Here is a 16,074-nt window from a genome sequence, read left to right as displayed (position 1 = left end):
GGCGGCCCCCGCGGGTGCGGCCGGCGCCCGTCACCGGGTCAGACGCGCCGGCGCTTGGGGGGCCGGCAGCCGTTGTGCGGGCTGGGGGTGACGTCCTGGATCGCGCCGACCTCCAGGCCGGTGGCCTGCAGGGAGCGGATCGCGGTCTCGCGGCCGGAGCCGGGACCCTTGACGAAGACGTCGACCTTGCGCATGCCGTGCTCCTGGGCCCGGCGGGCGGCGGCCTCGGCCGCCATCTGCGCGGCGAACGGGGTGGACTTGCGCGACCCCTTGAAACCGACCTGGCCGGCCGAGGCCCAGGCGATCACCGCACCGGTGGGGTCGGTGATCGAGACGATCGTGTTGTTGAACGTGCTCTTGATGTGCGCGTGGCCGTGCGCGACGTTCTTCTTCTCCTTGCGACGCGGCTTGCGCGTCGCCGTGGCCTGGCGGCTCTTGGGAGGCATGGTGTCCGGACTCCTGGTGGACTGCGACGAGTGAGTTCGAGGGCGAACCGGTGGACGGCTCGCGAGGCGACCCGGAGGGCCGCGCACTGCTTACTTGCGACCGGCCTTCTTCTTGCCGGCCACGGTGCGCTTGGGGCCCTTGCGGGTGCGGGCGTTGGTCTTGGTGCGCTGCCCGCGGACGGGCAGGCCGCGGCGGTGCCGAAGACCCTGGTAGGTGCCGATCTCGACCTTGCGGCGGATGTCGGCGGCCACCTCGCGGCGGAGGTCACCCTCGACGCGGTAGTTGCCCTCGATGTGGTCGCGCAGCGCGACGAGGTCGTCGTCCGAGAGGTCGCGGACGCGGACGTCCGGGCTGACGCCGGTGGCGGTCAGCGTCTCCTTGGCGCGGGTGCGCCCGACGCCGTAGATGTACGTGAGCGCGATCTCCAGCCGCTTCTCGCGGGGGAGGTCGACGCCGACGAGGCGTGCCATGTGGGTGGTCCCTCTTCTGTCGCGGAGGTCTGACGCAGCACCGCTCCCGCCCTGCTCGGGCGGGTCCCCGGCCTCCGACCGGGGGTGTCGCCCGTCCCGGTGGACCACCGGGACGAGCTGGTGCTGCGATGGGTGCCGCCGGCTGCGTGGCCCGGCGGCGGGGGTGCTGCGATCAGCCCTGGCGCTGCTTGTGGCGCAGGTTCTCGCAGATGATCATGACCCGGCCGTGGCGGCGGATCACCTTGCACTTGTCGCAGATCTTCTTGACGCTCGGCTTGACCTTCATCGTGTCTCCGGTCGTGCAGACCTGACCCCGGCCACGGTCGTGGCGGGAGTGCGGCCGGCGGCCAGTGGGGGGGGGGTCACTTGTAGCGGTAGACGATGCGCCCGCGGGACAGGTCGTAGGGGCTGAGCTCGACGACCACCCGGTCCTCCGGGAGGATGCGGATGTAGTGCTGCCGCATCTTCCCCGAGATGTGGGCGAGCACCTTGTGACCGTTGCTCAGCTCGACGCGGAACATCGCGTTCGGCAGGGCTTCGATCACGGTGCCTTCGATCTCGATGACGCCGTCCTTCTTCGGCATGTCCTCCGCTTTTCCATCAAGTGTCGGTTCGGTGTCCGCCCGCTCCGCCCGGGCCCGAGGCTTCGGGACGAGGGCATGGCGAACCGACGGTCAAGCTTAGTCGACGGCGTGCCGCAGAGGAAATCCGCGACGGCCGACGGGCTGGATGCCCTGCACCGCAACCACTACCGCCTCACGGCTGAGGCACGTGGATGCCCAGCGGGAGCAGTTCGGACGCTCCCCCGTCGGGGGCGGTGAGCACCCACAGCCCCTCCTCCAGCACGGCCACGGTGTGCTCCCAGTGCGCGGCCCGGGAACCGTCGGAGGTCACCACGGTCCACTCGTCGGCGAGGACGTCGGTCTCGACGCCCCCGCGGGTGCACATCGGCTCCACCGCCAGGCACATGCCCGGGCGGACCTTGGGGCCGCGTTCGCGGACCCGGTGGTTGAGCACCTCCGGCGCCATGTGCATGGCCGTGCCGATGCCGTGGCCGGTGTACCCGTCGACGATGCCGAAGCGGCCGTCGACGGCGTCCTCCACCGCGGCACCGACGTCCGCGACGCGCCCCCGGCGGTCCAGCGCGGCGATGCCGGCCCACAGGGCCCTGCGCGTGGTCTCCACGAGCTCCACGTCCGCGGGGTCGGCGGGCTCGCCCACGATCGCGGTGAAGGCCGAGTCGCCGTGCCAGCCGTCGACGATCGCGCCGCCGTCGATGGAGACCACGTCGCCCTCGGCGAGCACCTGGTCACCGGGGATGCCGTGGACCACGACGTGGTTCACGGAGATGCACAGCGTCGCCGGGTAGCCGTGGTAGCCCAGGAAGTTGGACGTCCCCCCACCGGCGCGGATGACCTCCGCGGCGACCGCGTCCAGCTCCCGGGTCGTGACGCCCGGCCGCAGGGCGGCCCGGGCGCTCTCCAGGGCCGCGTGGGTGAGGAGCCCCGCCCGGCGCATGGCGACGACCTGCTCCGGCGTCTTGAGCTCGATGCGCTCGCGCCCGAACAAGGCGGCCCCTCAGCCGGCGTCGGAGGCGAGTGCGTCCAGCAGGCGGGCGGTCACCCCGGACACCTCGCCCAGGCCGTCCACGCTGCGCAGCAGGCCCCGCTCGGAGTACAGCGCCACCAGCGGGGCGGTCTGCTCGGCGTACACCTGCTGGCGGGTGCGGATGACGTCCTCGGTGTCGTCGCTGCGCCCCTCGATCGAGGCCCGCCGGGTCAGCCGGCGCACGAGCTCGTCGGTGTCGGCGGTGATCTCCAGGACGCGGTCCAGCTTGGTGCCGGCGGCCGCGAGCATGTCCTCGAGCTCGCGCACCTGGTCGGCGGTGCGCGGGTACCCGTCCAGGATGAAGCCCTCGGCGGCGTCCGGCTGGGCGAGGCGGTCGCGGACCATCTCGTTCGTCACCGAGTCGGGCACGTACTTGCCCGCGTCCAGGTACTCCTTGGCGGCCACGCCGAGCTCGGTGCCCTGCGCGACGTTGGCGCGGAAGATGTCACCGGTCGAGATGGCCGGGACGCCCAGCCGCTCGGACAGGAGCTTGGCCTGGGTGCCCTTGCCCGCACCGGGCGGACCGAGGAGGACGAGACGAGTCATCGCAAGAACCCTTCGTAGTTGCGCTGCTGGAGCTGGGACTCGATCTGCTTCACCGTCTCGAGGCCCACCCCGACGATGATCAGGATCGACGTGCCCCCGAAGGGGAAGTTCGCGTTGGCATTGAACGCCACCAGTGCGATCAGGGGAAGCAGCGAGACGAGCCCCAGGTACAGCGAGCCTGGCAGGGTGATGCGCGTGAGGATGTAGTCGAGGTACTCGGCGGTCGGCCGGCCGGCGCGCACGCCGGGGATGAACCCGCCGTACTTGCGCATGTTCTCGGCGACCTCGTCCGGGTTGAACGTGATCGCGACGTAGAAGTAGGCGAAGAAGACGATCAGCAGGAAGTAGGCGGCCATGTAGATCGGGTGGTCACCGGTGACCAGGTGCGCGTTGATCCACACGACCCAGCCCGCGCTCTGGTCGCTGAACTGCCCCACCAGCGCCGGCAGGTACAGCAGCGACGAGGCGAAGATGATCGGGATGACGCCGGCCATGTTGACCTTCAGCGGGATGTACGTGGAACTGCCGCCGTACACGCGCCGGCCGACCATCCGCTTGGCGTACTGCACCGGCACGCGCCGCTGGGACTGCTCGACGGCGACGACGGCGGCGACCACGACCAGGCCCATGAGCAGGACGGCGGCGAAGGTCAGGGTGCCGCGCTCGCGCTGGATGCTCCACAGCGACGTGGGGAAGCCGGCGGCGATCTGGGTGAAGATGAGCAGGGACATGCCGTTGCCGACGCCCCGCTCGGTGACCAGCTCCCCCAGCCACATGATCAGCCCGGTGCCGGCGGTCATCGTCATCACCATGAGCACGATGACCGGGATGCTCTGGTCGGGGACCACCTCGGCGTTGCAGGCGGTGCCGAAGAGCCGCGAGGGGTCGCGCGCGATCGTCACGTAGGTCGTGGACTGCAGCACGGCCAGCGCGATGGTCAGGTAGCGCGTGTACTGGGTCAGCTTGGTCGTGCCCTGCTGACCCTCCTTCTTCAGCGCCTCGAAGCGGGGGATCACGACGGTGAGCAGCTGGATGATGATGCTCGCCGTGATGTACGGCATGATCCCGAGCGCGAAGATGCTCAGCTGCAGCAGCGCGCCGCCGGAGAAGAGGTTGACCAGGCCGAGCAGGTCGTTGCCGGACTCGGCCAGCGCGATGCACTGCTGCACCGCGGAGTAGTCCACGCCCGGGGTCGGCACGAAGGAGCCGACGCGGACGAGCACGATGATGCCGAGCGTGAACAGCAACTTGCGGCGCAGGTCCGGCGTGCGGAACGCCCGGGCCAATGCGGTGAGCACGTGAACCTCCTGCGCCACCGCTGCCCCTGGGGCGCGGCGGGTGGACTTCGAGGACGGACTTGCGGAGGACCTGCGGGGTGGGCGCGCAGCACGCTGCGGAGGCCTCCCCCCCGAGCACCCTACAGTCCCCCACAACGCACACACGGCGGTAGCAGGCGATCACTCGCCGCTACCGCCGTGCGCTGGTGGAGCTGGAGGACTCAGACCGTGGTCGTCGTCCCGCCGGCCGCCGCGATCTTCTCGGCGGCCGAGGTGGAGAACTTGTCCGCGCTCACCTGCAGGGCCACGGTCACCTCACCGGTGCCGAGGACCTTGACGGGCTGGCCCTTGCGGACGGCGCCCTTGGCGACCAGGTCCTCGACCGTGACGACGCCACCCTCGGGGTAGAGCGAGGTCAGCTTGTCGAGGTTGACGACCTGGTACTCGACGCGGAACGGGTTCTTGAACCCGCGCAGCTTCGGCAGGCGCATGTGCAGGGGCATCTGGCCGCCCTCGAAGGCCTCGGGCACCGAGTAGCGGGCCTTGGTGCCCTTGGTGCCGCGACCGGCGGTCTTGCCCTTGCTGGCCTCACCGCGGCCGACGCGGGTCTTGGCGGTCTTCGCGCCCGGGGCGGGGCGCAGGTGGTGCAGCTTCAGGACGTGCTCGCCCGGCTGGTTCGCCATGTCAGTCAACCTCCTCGACGGTCACGAGGTGAGCGACCGTCTTGGCCATGCCGCGGAACTCCGGCTTGTCGTCCTTGACGACGCTCTGCCCGATCTTGTGCAGCCCGAGGCTGCGCAGGGTGTCCCGCTGGTTCTGCTTGCCACCGATGCCGGACTTGACCTGGGTGACCTTGATGCGGGCCATCAGGCGCTCACCCCCTCGGCACGGGCGCGCAGCAGAGCGGCGGGGGCGACGTGGTCCACCGGCAGCCCGCGGCGCGCCGCGACCTGCTCCGGACGCTCCAGGCCGCGCAGAGCCTCGATCGTCGCGTGGACGATGTTGATCGCGTTGTCGGAGCCGAGGGACTTCGACAGCACGTCGTGCACGCCCGCGCACTCCAGCACGGCGCGCACCGGACCACCGGCGATGACGCCGGTACCCGGGGAGGCCGGGCGCAGCATGACCACGCCGGCCGCCTTCTCGCCCTGGATGGGGTGCGGGATGGTGCCCTGGATGCGGGGCACGCGGAAGAAGTTCTTCTTGGCCTCCTCGACGCCCTTGGCGATCGCCGCGGGCACCTCCTTGGCCTTGCCGTAGCCGACACCGACGGTGCCGTCGCCGTCGCCCACGACCACGAGGGCCGTGAAGCTGAAGCGGCGGCCGCCCTTGACGACCTTGGCCACGCGGTTGATCGTCACCACGCGCTCGACGAAGTTGCCGCGGTCGCCCGCGTCACCCCGTCCGCGCTGGTCGCGGCCGCCGTCACGGCGGTCGCGACGGTCGTTGCCACGGTTGTCGCCGCCGCCGGCCGCACCGGCGCCGGCGCCTCGGCGCTGGGGTCCAGGCATCAGACGTTCCTCATCTCATCGACAGTTCGGGTCATCACAGGGCGAGACCGGCCTCGCGGGCGCCGTCGGCGATGGCCGCCACGCGCCCGGCGTAGCGGTTGCCGCCGCGGTCGAAGACCACAGCCTCGATGCCGGCCGCCTTGGCCCGCTCGCCGACGAGGACGCCGACGGCCTTCGCCTTGGCCGACTTGTCGTCGCCGCTCGCGCGCAGGTCCGCCTCCATGGTCGAGGCCGACGCGAGGGTGTGACCCGCCGCGTCGTCGATGACCTGGACGAAGACGTGCCGGGAGGACCGGGTGACGACGAGACGCGGGCGCGCTGCGGTGCCCACGACCTTCTTGCGCACGCGGGTGTGGCGGCGCTTGAGACCGGCCGCCTTGCCCTTCTGGGTGCGCTGGGTGGAGAGAGCCATCGTCACTTACCAGCCTTTCCGACCTTGCGCCGGATCTGCTCGCCGGCGTAGCGAACGCCCTTGCCCTTGTAGGGGTCGGGCTTGCGCAGCTTGCGGATGTTGGCAGCGACCTCGCCGACCTGCTGCTTGTCGATGCCGGACACCGAGAAGCGGGTGTTGTTCTCGACGGCGAAGCTGATGCCGTCCGGCGCCTTGATGACGACCGGGTGGCTGAAGCCCAGGGCGAACTCGAGGTCCGAGCCCTTCGCGGTCACGCGGTAACCGGTGCCCACGATCTCGAGCTTCTTCTCGTAGCCCTGCGTCACGCCCTGGACCATGTTGGCCAGCAGGGTGCGGGTCAGGCCGTGGAGCGAGCGCGAGGTGCGCTCGTCGTCCGGGCGCACCACCTGCAGCGTGCCCTCTTCCGTGCGCTCCACCGAGATCGGCGAGGCGACGGTGTGCGTCAGCGTGCCCTTGGGGCCCTTGACCGTGACGGCGGGGCCGTCGATGGTCACGTCCACGCCCGCGGGGACGGGGATCGGGAGTCGACCGATGCGCGACATGAGTCCTCCTCCCTCACCAGACGTAGGCGAGGACTTCCCCACCCACGCCCTTCTTGTTGGCCTGCTTGTCGGTCAGCAGCCCCGAGGACGTGGACAGGATCGCCACGCCGAGGCCACCGAGCACGCGGGGCAGGTTGGTCGACTTCGCGTACACCCGCAGGCCCGGCTTGCTCACGCGGCGCAGGCCGGCGATCGAGCGCTCCCGGTTGGGGCCGAACTTCAGGTTCAGCGTCAGCTTCTTGCCCACCTCGGCGTCCTCGACGGACCAGGAGGCGATGTAGCCCTCGGCCTGGAGGATCTCAGCGATGTGGGACTTGAGCTTGCTGTACGGCATGGAGACCGTGTCGTGGTACGCCGAGTTGGCGTTGCGCAGACGCGTCAACATGTCTGCGATGGGGTCGGTCATCGTCATCGGGCTCGTCCGCCCTTCCTCGCCGGGGTTTCCGCACCGCGAACTGCGGTGCGGACCTGCGGCGTCGTCGTGATGTTGGAGGTCACCAGCTGCTCTTGGTCACACCGGGCAGCTCGCCACGGTGCGCCATCTCCCGCAGGCAGATGCGGCAGATGCCGAACTTGCGGAACACGGCGTGGGGCCGGCCGCAGCGCTGGCAACGGGTGTAGGCGCGAACAGCGAACTTGGGCTTGCGCGCAGCCTTGGTAACGAGAGCGGTCTTCGCCACGGTCAGTTCTCCTTGAACGGGAAGCCCAGCGCACGCAGCAGCGCCCGGCCCTCCTCGTCGGTCTTCGCCGTCGTCACGACCGTGATGTCCATGCCGCGGACACGGTCGATCTTGTCCTGGTCGATCTCGTGGAACATGGACTGCTCGGTGAGCCCGAAGGTGTAGTTGCCGTTCCCGTCGAACTGCTTGGGCGAGAGCCCGCGGAAGTCGCGGATGCGCGGCAGCGCCAGCGACAGCAGACGGTCCAGGAACTCCCACATGCGGTCGCCGCGCAGCGTGGTGTGCGCGCCGATCGGCATGCCCTCGCGGAGCTTGAACTGGGCGATGGACTTGCGGGCCCGGGTCACCTGCGGCTTCTGGCCGGTGATGGTGGCAAGGTCGCGCACGGCGCCGTCGATCAGCTTGGAGTCGCGAGCGGCCTCACCGACACCCATGTTCACCACGACCTTGACCAGGCCGGGGATCTGCATGACGTTGCCGTAGGAGAACTGCTCGTGCAGCTGACCCTTGATCTCGTCGCGGTAGCGCTGCTTCAGGCGCGGCAGCGCCCGGGTCTCGGTCTCAGTAGTCATCAGATGTCCTTGCCGGAACGCTTGGCGACACGGATGCGGTTCGTCTTGGTCCGGCCGTCGCGCTCCACCTGCTCGGTGCGGATGCCCACGCGGGTCGGCTTGCCCGTCTCCGGGTCGACCAGCTGCACGTTGCTGATGTGGATCGGGGCCTCGCGGACCTCGATGCCGCCGGCCACACCCGGACGGGCCTTGGTGTGGCGCTTCATCTGGTTGACACCCTCGACGAGCACGCGCTGCGTGTCGGCGAAGACCTCCAGGACCTTGCCCTGCTTGCCGAGGTCGGACGTCTTGGTGCCGTCCTCGTCGCGACGCCCGCGCACGCGGGTGACGACCTGGACGAGGTCACCCTTCTTGATGCGGATCTTCCCCATGGGTCAGAGCACCTCCGGAGCCAGCGAGATGATGCGCATGAACTTCTTCTCGCGCAGTTCGCGCCCGACGGGCCCGAAGATGCGGGTGCCGCGCGGGTCGCCACCGTCAGCCCGGAGGATGACCGCGGCGTTCTCGTCGAAGCGGATGTAGGAGCCGTCGGCGCGACGGCGCTCCTTCTTGGTGCGGACGACGACGGCCTTGACCACGTCGCCCTTCTTCACGTTGCTGCCGGGGATCGCGTCCTTGACCGTGGCCACGATCACGTCACCGATGCCCGCGTAGCGGCGGCCGGAGCCACCGAGCACGCGGATGCACAGGATCTCCTTGGCACCCGTGTTGTCGGCGACCTTGAGCCGCGACTCCTGCTGGATCACTCTCTACTCCTTCGTCGCGCCGGTTCTCGACGCCCCGCGAGGGGGCGCCGAGCCTGGCCGAACGGACATGGGGTACGGGGGGCGGTGCGCGACCGCGCTCCGCCCGAGGTCACTTGGCGCGCTCGAGGACCTCGACGACGCGCCAGCGCTTCGTGGCCGACAGCGGCCGGGTCTCGGCGATGAGGACGAGGTCCCCCACGCCGGCCGCCGAGGCCTCGTCGTGCGCCTTGACCTTGGTCGTGCGGCGGATGACCTTGGCGTAGAGCGGGTGCTTCACGCGGTCCTCGACCTCGACCACGACAGTCTTCTGCATCTTGTCGCTGACGACGTAGCCGCGGCGGGTCTTGCGGTAGCCGCGCTCGCTCGTCGCGGCGGCGGTCTGCTCGCTCACTCCGCAGCCTCCTTCGTGATCGGCGCCTCGGTGATGCCGAGCTCGCGCTCACGCATCGTCGTGTAGATGCGGGAGATGTCCCGCTTGACGGCCCGGAGCCGGGAGTTGTTCTCCAGCTGCCCGGTCGCGGACTGGAAGCGCAGGTTGAACAGCTCTTCCTTGGCCTTCTTGAGCTCCTCGACGAGCTTCGCGTCGTCGAAGTCACGCAGCTCGTCGGGGCTCAGCCCCTTGGTCCCGATGGCCATCACTCACCACCCTCGCGGCGCACGATCTTGCACTTCACCGGCAGCTTGTGGATGGCTCGGGTGAGCGCCTCCGCAGCGACCTTCTCATTGGGGAACGACAACTCGAACATGACCCTTCCCGGCTTCACGTTCGCGATCCACCACTCCGGGGAGCCCTTGCCGGAGCCCATGCGGGTCTCGGCGGGCTTCTTCGTCAGCGGCCGGTCCGGGTAGATGTTGATCCAGACCTTGCCGCCACGACGGATGTGGCGGGTGATGGCGATACGGGCCGACTCGATCTGCCGGTTGGTCACGTAACCGCCTTCGACGGCCATGATCCCGTAGTCGCCGAACGTCACGCGGGTGCCGCCGCTGGCCGCACCCCGACGCGTGGGGTGGTGCTGCTTGCGGTGCTTGACTCGCCGTGGGATGAGCACGACTCAGGCCTCCGTTCCGTTGCTGCCCTTGCCGATGACCGGCTCGGCCGCGGCGGTCCCGGTCGGGACGCTGCCACCGGCCGCGGCCTCGGCCACGGGTGCGCTGGCCGCGTCCTGCGCGGGACGGGGGCGACGGCCGCCGCGCTCACCGCGGTCGCTGCGCTCACCGCGACGCGGAGCACGCGGAGCGGCGGCCTGCGACTGGGCGAGCTCACGGCTGGTGACGTCACCGTGGTAGATCCAGACCTTCACGCCGATGCGGCCGAAGGTGGTGCGGGCCTCGTAGAAGCCGTAGTCGATGTTCGCGCGCAGCGTGTGCAGCGGCACACGACCCTCGCGGTAGAACTCCGAGCGGCTCATCTCGGCACCACCCAGGCGGCCGGCGCACTGCACGCGGATGCCCTTGGCGCCGGAGCGCAGGGACGTCTGCATGCCCTTGCGCATGGCGCGGCGGAAGGAGACGCGGCTGGCGAGCTGCTCCGCGATGCCCTGCGCGACGAGCTGGGCGTCCACCTCGGGGTTCTTGACCTCGAGGATGTTCAGCTGCACCTGCTTGCCGGTCAGCTTCTCCAGCTCACCGCGGATGCGGTCGGCCTCCGCGCCGCGACGGCCGATGACGATGCCCGGCCGGGCGGTGTGGATGTCGACGCGCACGCGGTCGCGGGTGCGCTCGATCTCCACCTTGGAGATGCCGGCCCGCTCCATGCCCTTGGACATGAGGCGGCGGATCGCGACGTCCTCCTTGACGTAGTCGGCGTAGCGCTGACCCGTCTTGGTGGAGTCCGCGAACCAGCGGCTCTTGTGGTCGGTGGTGATGCCCAGTCGGAACCCGTGCGGGTTGACCTTCTGTCCCACTAGCGGGTCCTCCTCGTCTTCTTGGCGCCGGGCACGGCGGGTGCGACGACCACCGTGATGTGGCTCGTGCGCTTCAGGATGCGTCCCGCGCGGCCCTGGGCGCGGGGACGGAAGCGCTTCATGGTGGGGCCCTCGTCGACGTGGATCGCCTTCACCACGTAGTCGGCCGGGTCGAACGCCTCAGAGTGCTTGTCCGCGAGGAACTTCGCGTTCGCGATCGCGCTCTCGACGAGCTTGCGCACCGGTTCGGCCGCCGACTGCGGGGCGAACGAGAGCACGGCGACGGCCTCGTTGGCCTGCTTGCCCCGGACGAGGTCGACGACTCGGCGCGCCTTCTGGGGCGTGACGCGGAGGTACCGCGTCTGCGCCTTGGCTTCCATCCCTGTCCTGCCTTCTGGTCTCAGTCTGTGACGTCGCTGCGATGAGCCGAGGCTCAGCGGCGACGGCCCTTGCGGTCGTCCTTCTCGTGGCCCTTGAACGTGCGCGTGGGCGCGAACTCGCCGAGCTTGTGCCCCACCATCGACTCGGTGACGAAGACGGGGACGTGCTTGCGGCCGTCGTGCACCGCGAACGTGTGGCCCAGGAAGTCCGGCGTGATGACCGAACGGCGGGACCAGGTACGGATGACGTTGTGCGTGCCGGCCTCGTTCTGCGAGTCCACCTTCTTCTGAAGGTGGTCGTCGATGAACGGGCCCTTCTTCAAGCTGCGAGGCATGGTGGCCTGGACTCCCTATCAGCGCTTCTTGCCGGTGCGGCGGCGACGGACGATGAGCTTGTCGCTCTCCTTGCCCGGACGCCGCGTGCGGCCCTCAGGCTGACCCCAGGGGCTGACGGGGTGACGGCCACCGGACGTCTTGCCCTCACCACCACCGTGGGGGTGGTCGATCGGGTTCATGGCGACACCGCGGACGGTCGGGCGCTTGCCCTTCCAGCGCATGCGGCCCGCCTTGCCCCAGTTGATGTTCGACTGCTCGGCGTTGCCGACCTCGCCGATCGTCGCGCGGCAGCGGACGTCGACGTTGCGGATCTCGCCGGAGGGCATGCGCAGCTGGGCGAAGCGGCCCTCGCGGGCCACCAGCTGCACGCTGGCGCCGGCCGAGCGGGCGATCTTGGCGCCGCCGCCCGGACGCAGCTCGATCGCGTGGATCACGGTGCCGACCGGGATGTTGCGCAGCGGCAGGTTGTTGCCCGGCTTGATGTCGGCCGTGGGGCCGTTCTCGATCCGGTCGCCCTGCTTCAGGCGGGTCGGCGCGATGATGTAGCGCTTCTCGCCGTCCACGTAGTGCAGCAGCGCGATGCGCGCCGTGCGGTTGGGGTCGTACTCGATGTGCGCGACCTTGGCCGGCACGCCGTCCTTGTCGTCACGACGGAAGTCGATGACGCGGTAGGCGCGCTTGTGCCCACCACCGATGTGGCGGGTCGTGATGCGCCCCGTGGAGTTGCGGCCACCGGACTTGGTCAGCGGGCGGACGAGCGACTTCTCCGGCTCGCTCCGCGTGACCTCGACGAAGTCGGCGACGGACGAGCCGCGGCGGCCCGGCGTCGTCGGCTTGTACTTGCGGATTCCCATTGCGTCGGTTCCTCGGGTTCGAAGGTGTCTACGGCAGTCGTGCGAGCCCTGGGGCTCAGGCGACCGAGCCGCCGAAGATGTCGATCGTGCCCTCGCGCAACGTCACGATGGCCCGCTTGGTGTCCTTGCGCTTCCCGGTGCCGTACCGGGTGCGCCGGCTCTTGCCCTGCCGGTTCGCGGTGTTCACCGCCGAGACCTTCACGCCGAACACGCTCTCGACCGCCATCTTGATCTCGGTCTTGTTCGCTCCGGGGTCCACGAGGAACGTGTACTTGCCCTCGTCGATGAGCCCGTAGCTCTTCTCCGAGACGACCGGGGCGATGAGGATGTCGCGCGGGTCCTTCTGGGTTCCGCCGAGCGCGCTCACAGGGTGCTCCCTTCCGACTCCGCCGCCACCGCGGTCGCGCTGCGACCCTTGGGCGGCCCCGCGACGAAGGCGTCGAGCGCCGCGCGGGTGAAGACCACGTCGTCGCTCTTGACGACGTCGTAGGTGTTGAGCTGGTCGGCGGGCAGGACGTGCACACCGGAGATGTTGCGCAGGCTCTTGACCGCCACCTCGTCCTCACGGGTGAGGACGACCAGCACGTTGCGGCGCTCGGAGAGGGCCGCGAGGAGCTTCACCGCGGTCTTCGTCGAGGGGGCGTCGCCGATGGTCAGCCCCTCCACGACGTGGAGACGCTCGTGACGCACCCGGTCGGAGAGGGCACCGCGCAGGGCGGCGGCCTTCATCTTCTTCGGGGTGCGCTGCGCGTAGTCGCGCGGCTGCGGGCCGTGGACGATGCCGCCGCCGGTGAACTGCGGGGCGCGCAGCGAACCCTGGCGGGCACGACCGGTGCCCTTCTGCTTGTAGGGCTTCTTGCCACCGCCGCGGACGTCGCCGCGGGTCTTGGTGGCGTGAGTGCCCTGGCGCGCGGCGGCCAGCTGAGCCGTGACCACCTGGTGGATCAGCGGGACGTTCACCTGGCGGCCGAAGTCCGCCGCGGGCAGCTCGACGGTGCCGTTGCTGCCGCCGTCGGCGGTGCGCAGCGGGACGGTGATGGCCTCAGTCGTCGCGGTCATCTGCTCAGGCCTCCTTCACGCGCGCCTTGGCGGCGGTCTTGACGAGCACGACGCCACCGCGGGGACCGGGGACGGCGCCCGTGATGAGCAGCAGGCCCTTCTCCGCGTCGACGGCGTGCACGGTCAGGTTCTGGGTGGTCTGGCGCACGGCGCCCATGCGGCCGGCCATGCGCATGCCCTTGAACACGCGACCCGGGGTGGCGCAGCCGCCGATGGACCCGGGCTTGCGGTGGTTGCGGTGCGAACCGTGGGAGGCGCTGACACCGGCGAAGCCGTGACGCTTCATGACGCCGGCGAAGCCCTTGCCCTTGGTCGTGCCGACCACGTCGACGGTCGCGCCGGCGTCGAACACCTCGGCCGTGACCTCCTGGCCGGGCTCGTAGGACGCGGCGTCCGCGGTGCGCAGCTCGACCAGGTGGCGGCGCGGCGCCACCCCGGCCTTGGCGAAGTGCCCGGCAGCAGGCTTGTTCGCCTTGCGCTGCGGGATCGCCGTGGCGGCGAGCTGGACGGCCTCGTAGCCGTCGGTGGTAGTGGTGCGGACCTGGGTCACGACGTTGGGCTCGACCTTGACGACCGTGACGGGGATGAGGCGGTTGGCCTCGTCCCACAGCTGCGTCATGCCGAGCTTGGTGCCGAGCACCCCTCGCACTTGCCTGTCGCTCATCGTGTGCAGTCCCTCAGAGCTTGATCTCGATGTCGACACCGGCCGGGAGGTCGAGCCGCATGAGCGAGTCGACGGTCTTCGGCGTGGGGTCGATGATGTCGATGAGGCGCTTGTGCGTGCGCATCTCGAAGTGCTCGCGGCTGTCCTTGTACTTGTGCGGCGAGCGGATCACGCAGTAGACGTTCTTCTCGGTCGGCAGCGGCACGGGGCCGGCGACGGAAGCGCCGGTACGGGTCACCGTGTCGACGATCTTGCGCGCCGAGCTGTCGATGACCTCGTGGTCGTAGGCCTTGAGCCTGATGCGGATCTTCTGTCCCGCCATGGCGTCGTCTGACTCTCTCTCTTCGTACCGCTACTGACTCGCGCGCGGCGCGGAGCTCCTGGTGGAGCTCCGACCCCCGAGGTCGGGCGTGTCGCGCTCTCGCACGTTCTGCACCCTCGCCCGGTTGCCCGGTGTGGTCCCTAGCCGTGGTCACCCACGGCGGTCGTCCTGTTCAGGTTGACCGTCCGCCGCCCGTACGAGACGTTCGACGTTCGCGGCTGCCGGCCACCGGGCGGGATCTACCCGCGGCGGCACAGCAACCCCGACAGTCTGCCAGACGGCACCCCACCTTGGCGAATCGAGGCCGCGCGCTCGGATGACAGGGGGCGACCGCGCTCGGCGGCGCCCTTCACGACGGAGGGGCGGGTCCAGGTGGACCCGCCCCTCTGCGCGGAGCGACCCGGCAGGAGAGCGCGCTCCCCCGCCGGCTCAGCTCACTTGATGATCTTCGTGACCCGCCCGGCGCCGACGGTGCGGCCACCCTCGCGGATCGCGAACTTCAGGCCCTCTTCCATCGCGATGGGCTGGATGAGGTCGACCTTCATCTCGGTGTTGTCACCGGGCATGACCATCTCGGTGCCCTCGGGCAGCGAGACGACGCCGGTGACGTCGGTCGTCCGGAAGTAGAACTGCGGACGGTAGTTGTTGTAGAAGGGCGTGTGACGGCCACCCTCGTCCTTGGACAGGATGTAGGCCTGGCCCTCGAACTCCGTGTGCGGCGTGATGCTGCCGGGCTTGACCACGACCTGGCCGCGCTCGACGTCGTCACGCTTGAGGCCGCGCAGCAGCAGGGCGGCGTTGTCGCCGGCCTGGCCGCTGTCCAGCATCTTGTTGAACATCTCGATGCTGGTCACGGTGGTCTTGGTGGAGGTCGGCTTGATGCCGACGACCTCGACCTCCTGGTTGACGTTCAGCACACCGCGCTCGATGCGGCCGGTCACCACGGTGCCGCGACCGGTGATCGTGAAGACGTCCTCGATCGGCATGAGGAACGGCTGGTCGATCGCACGCTCGGGCTCGGGGATCGCGGTGTCGACCGCGTTCATGAGCTCCATGAGCTTGTCGCCCCACTCGGCGTCGCCCTCGAGGGCCTTCAGCGCGGAGACCCGCACGACGGGGACGTCGTCACCGGGGAACTCGTAGCTGGAGAGGAGCTCGCGCACCTCCATCTCGACGAGCTCGAGGAGCTCCTCGTCCTCGACCATGTCGGCCTTGTTCAGCGCCACGACGATGTAGGGGACGCCGACCTGGCGGGCCAGGATGACGTGCTCCTTGGTCTGCGGCATCGGGCCGTCGGTGGCCGCGACCACCAGGATGGCGCCGTCCATCTGCGCCGCACCGGTGATCATGTTCTTGATGTAGTCCGCGTGACCCGGGCAGTCGACGTGCGCGTAGTGGCGCGCCTCGGTCTGGTACTCGACGTGCGCGATCGAGATCGTGATGCCGCGCTGACGCTCCTCAGGAGCCTTGTCGATCTGGTCGAACGCCGAGGCCTGGTTGAGGTCCGGGTACTTGTCGTGCAGCACGCGGGTGATCGCCGCGGTCAGCGTCGTCTTCCCGTGGTCGATGTGACCGATCGTGCCGATGTTGACGTGCGGCTTGGTCCGCTCGAACTTCGCCTTCGCCACTGGGGGTCCTCCTCGGACTGTCGTTTCTTCCCGACCCGGTTCAACGGGTGGGTGGGTGACCTGGCTGGTCACTGGCCCACACGGCGGTGGTCCAGGGGTCATGCCGTGGGGAA

The 16,074-nt window shown here is 69.8% G+C and carries 29 protein-coding genes; all 29 read right to left on the bottom strand.

The window, feature by feature from the left end; genetic code table 11:
- Positions 1 to 38: 38 nt before the first annotated feature.
- The gene (gene rpsK / locus ACRYR9_RS13845; protein WP_106209584.1) at positions 39 to 446 is read right to left on the bottom strand and encodes a 30S ribosomal protein S11; all 408 of its coding nucleotides are present in this window, start codon (positions 444 to 446) and stop codon (positions 39 to 41) included.
- Between the two features lie 90 nt (positions 447 to 536).
- Positions 537 to 917, bottom strand: coding sequence for a 30S ribosomal protein S13 (gene rpsM / locus ACRYR9_RS13840; RefSeq protein WP_432496474.1), 381 nt, complete (start codon positions 915 to 917; stop codon positions 537 to 539).
- Between the two features lie 172 nt (positions 918 to 1,089).
- Positions 1,090 to 1,203 carry a 50S ribosomal protein L36 gene (gene rpmJ, locus ACRYR9_RS13835; protein WP_012084954.1) on the bottom strand — a complete coding sequence of 38 codons (114 nt, stop codon included), beginning with the start codon at positions 1,201 to 1,203 and terminating at the stop codon, positions 1,090 to 1,092.
- 76 nt (positions 1,204 to 1,279) lie between these two features.
- A complete protein-coding gene (gene infA / locus ACRYR9_RS13830) occupies positions 1,280 to 1,501 on the bottom strand; it encodes a translation initiation factor IF-1 (protein WP_012084955.1) in 222 nt (73 codons plus the stop codon).
- Between the two features lie 172 nt (positions 1,502 to 1,673).
- A complete protein-coding gene (map, locus tag ACRYR9_RS13825) occupies positions 1,674 to 2,486 on the bottom strand; it encodes a type I methionyl aminopeptidase (protein ID WP_432496477.1) in 813 nt (270 codons plus the stop codon).
- A gap of 9 nt (positions 2,487 to 2,495) precedes the next feature.
- Positions 2,496 to 3,071 (bottom strand): adenylate kinase, encoded by a 576-nt coding sequence (locus ACRYR9_RS13820; protein WP_432496479.1) that lies wholly within the window; start codon positions 3,069 to 3,071, stop codon positions 2,496 to 2,498.
- Complete coding sequence (gene secY / locus ACRYR9_RS13815; RefSeq protein ID WP_432496482.1) at positions 3,068 to 4,369, bottom strand: preprotein translocase subunit SecY; 1,302 nt, start codon at positions 4,367 to 4,369, stop codon at positions 3,068 to 3,070. Before secY ends, ACRYR9_RS13820 begins: the two co-directional genes overlap by 4 nt.
- 200 nt (positions 4,370 to 4,569) lie before the next feature.
- Positions 4,570 to 5,031: a 50S ribosomal protein L15 gene (gene rplO, locus ACRYR9_RS13810; RefSeq protein ID WP_432496484.1), complete on the bottom strand. Its 462-nt coding sequence runs from the start codon at positions 5,029 to 5,031 to the stop codon at positions 4,570 to 4,572.
- A gap of 1 nt (position 5,032) precedes the next feature.
- A complete protein-coding gene (rpmD, locus tag ACRYR9_RS13805; protein ID WP_432496487.1) occupies positions 5,033 to 5,215 on the bottom strand; it encodes a 50S ribosomal protein L30 in 183 nt (60 codons plus the stop codon).
- Entirely contained in the window at positions 5,215 to 5,859 is a 645-nt protein-coding gene (gene rpsE, locus ACRYR9_RS13800; RefSeq protein WP_337060293.1) for a 30S ribosomal protein S5, read from the bottom strand. Before rpsE ends, rpmD begins: the two co-directional genes overlap by 1 nt.
- A 34-nt stretch (positions 5,860 to 5,893) precedes the next feature.
- The gene (rplR, locus tag ACRYR9_RS13795; protein ID WP_432496533.1) at positions 5,894 to 6,271 is read right to left on the bottom strand and encodes a 50S ribosomal protein L18; all 378 of its coding nucleotides are present in this window, start codon (positions 6,269 to 6,271) and stop codon (positions 5,894 to 5,896) included.
- A gap of 2 nt (positions 6,272 to 6,273) precedes the next feature.
- The gene (rplF, locus tag ACRYR9_RS13790; RefSeq protein WP_432496490.1) at positions 6,274 to 6,813 is read right to left on the bottom strand and encodes a 50S ribosomal protein L6; all 540 of its coding nucleotides are present in this window, start codon (positions 6,811 to 6,813) and stop codon (positions 6,274 to 6,276) included.
- Positions 6,814 to 6,826: 13 nt separating this feature from the next.
- Positions 6,827 to 7,225: a 30S ribosomal protein S8 gene (rpsH, locus tag ACRYR9_RS13785; protein WP_432483598.1), complete on the bottom strand. Its 399-nt coding sequence runs from the start codon at positions 7,223 to 7,225 to the stop codon at positions 6,827 to 6,829.
- Between the two features lie 82 nt (positions 7,226 to 7,307).
- Positions 7,308 to 7,493 (bottom strand): type Z 30S ribosomal protein S14, encoded by a 186-nt coding sequence (locus ACRYR9_RS13780; protein ID WP_369055792.1) that lies wholly within the window; start codon positions 7,491 to 7,493, stop codon positions 7,308 to 7,310.
- A gap of 2 nt (positions 7,494 to 7,495) precedes the next feature.
- Entirely contained in the window at positions 7,496 to 8,065 is a 570-nt protein-coding gene (rplE, locus tag ACRYR9_RS13775) for a 50S ribosomal protein L5 (RefSeq protein ID WP_432496492.1), read from the bottom strand.
- Positions 8,065 to 8,436, bottom strand: coding sequence for a 50S ribosomal protein L24 (gene rplX / locus ACRYR9_RS13770; protein WP_432496494.1), 372 nt, complete (start codon positions 8,434 to 8,436; stop codon positions 8,065 to 8,067). The genes rplE and rplX overlap by 1 nt, the downstream gene beginning before the upstream one ends.
- 3 nt (positions 8,437 to 8,439) lie before the next feature.
- The gene (gene rplN / locus ACRYR9_RS13765) at positions 8,440 to 8,811 is read right to left on the bottom strand and encodes a 50S ribosomal protein L14 (protein ID WP_432496496.1); all 372 of its coding nucleotides are present in this window, start codon (positions 8,809 to 8,811) and stop codon (positions 8,440 to 8,442) included.
- A gap of 109 nt (positions 8,812 to 8,920) precedes the next feature.
- Positions 8,921 to 9,202 (bottom strand): 30S ribosomal protein S17, encoded by a 282-nt coding sequence (gene rpsQ / locus ACRYR9_RS13760; RefSeq protein ID WP_432496498.1) that lies wholly within the window; start codon positions 9,200 to 9,202, stop codon positions 8,921 to 8,923.
- Positions 9,199 to 9,447: a 50S ribosomal protein L29 gene (gene rpmC, locus ACRYR9_RS13755; protein ID WP_432496500.1), complete on the bottom strand. Its 249-nt coding sequence runs from the start codon at positions 9,445 to 9,447 to the stop codon at positions 9,199 to 9,201. The genes rpsQ and rpmC overlap by 4 nt, the downstream gene beginning before the upstream one ends.
- Complete coding sequence (gene rplP, locus ACRYR9_RS13750; RefSeq protein ID WP_432496503.1) at positions 9,447 to 9,863, bottom strand: 50S ribosomal protein L16; 417 nt, start codon at positions 9,861 to 9,863, stop codon at positions 9,447 to 9,449. The genes rpmC and rplP overlap by 1 nt, the downstream gene beginning before the upstream one ends.
- A 3-nt stretch (positions 9,864 to 9,866) precedes the next feature.
- Positions 9,867 to 10,718 (bottom strand): 30S ribosomal protein S3, encoded by an 852-nt coding sequence (gene rpsC / locus ACRYR9_RS13745; protein ID WP_432496506.1) that lies wholly within the window; start codon positions 10,716 to 10,718, stop codon positions 9,867 to 9,869.
- Positions 10,718 to 11,098, bottom strand: coding sequence for a 50S ribosomal protein L22 (gene rplV / locus ACRYR9_RS13740; protein ID WP_432496509.1), 381 nt, complete (start codon positions 11,096 to 11,098; stop codon positions 10,718 to 10,720). The genes rpsC and rplV overlap by 1 nt, the downstream gene beginning before the upstream one ends.
- A 53-nt stretch (positions 11,099 to 11,151) precedes the next feature.
- Entirely contained in the window at positions 11,152 to 11,433 is a 282-nt protein-coding gene (gene rpsS / locus ACRYR9_RS13735; protein WP_432496511.1) for a 30S ribosomal protein S19, read from the bottom strand.
- An 18-nt stretch (positions 11,434 to 11,451) separates the two neighbouring features.
- On the bottom strand, positions 11,452 to 12,288 hold the full coding sequence (gene rplB, locus ACRYR9_RS13730; RefSeq protein WP_432483613.1) for a 50S ribosomal protein L2: 837 nt from the start codon (positions 12,286 to 12,288) through the stop codon (positions 11,452 to 11,454).
- 55 nt (positions 12,289 to 12,343) lie between these two features.
- Positions 12,344 to 12,655 carry a 50S ribosomal protein L23 gene (gene rplW / locus ACRYR9_RS13725; protein WP_432496513.1) on the bottom strand — a complete coding sequence of 104 codons (312 nt, stop codon included), beginning with the start codon at positions 12,653 to 12,655 and terminating at the stop codon, positions 12,344 to 12,346.
- Complete coding sequence (gene rplD, locus ACRYR9_RS13720; protein WP_432496515.1) at positions 12,652 to 13,347, bottom strand: 50S ribosomal protein L4; 696 nt, start codon at positions 13,345 to 13,347, stop codon at positions 12,652 to 12,654. Before rplD ends, rplW begins: the two co-directional genes overlap by 4 nt.
- Positions 13,348 to 13,351: 4 nt before the next feature.
- Positions 13,352 to 14,011: a 50S ribosomal protein L3 gene (rplC, locus tag ACRYR9_RS13715; RefSeq protein ID WP_432496518.1), complete on the bottom strand. Its 660-nt coding sequence runs from the start codon at positions 14,009 to 14,011 to the stop codon at positions 13,352 to 13,354.
- A 13-nt stretch (positions 14,012 to 14,024) separates the two neighbouring features.
- A complete protein-coding gene (gene rpsJ, locus ACRYR9_RS13710; protein ID WP_012084982.1) occupies positions 14,025 to 14,333 on the bottom strand; it encodes a 30S ribosomal protein S10 in 309 nt (102 codons plus the stop codon).
- A 434-nt stretch (positions 14,334 to 14,767) separates the two neighbouring features.
- Positions 14,768 to 15,961, bottom strand: coding sequence for an elongation factor Tu (tuf, locus tag ACRYR9_RS13705; RefSeq protein WP_432496520.1), 1,194 nt, complete (start codon positions 15,959 to 15,961; stop codon positions 14,768 to 14,770).
- Positions 15,962 to 16,074: the final 113 nt, after the last annotated feature.

This window comes from Kineococcus auxinigenes (assembly GCF_050871525.1).
In the GTDB taxonomy this organism is placed as follows: domain Bacteria; phylum Actinomycetota; class Actinomycetes; order Actinomycetales; family Kineococcaceae; genus Kineococcus.
Note: the sequence above shows the minus strand (reverse complement) of the source record. Positions and strands in the feature narration are given on the sequence as shown.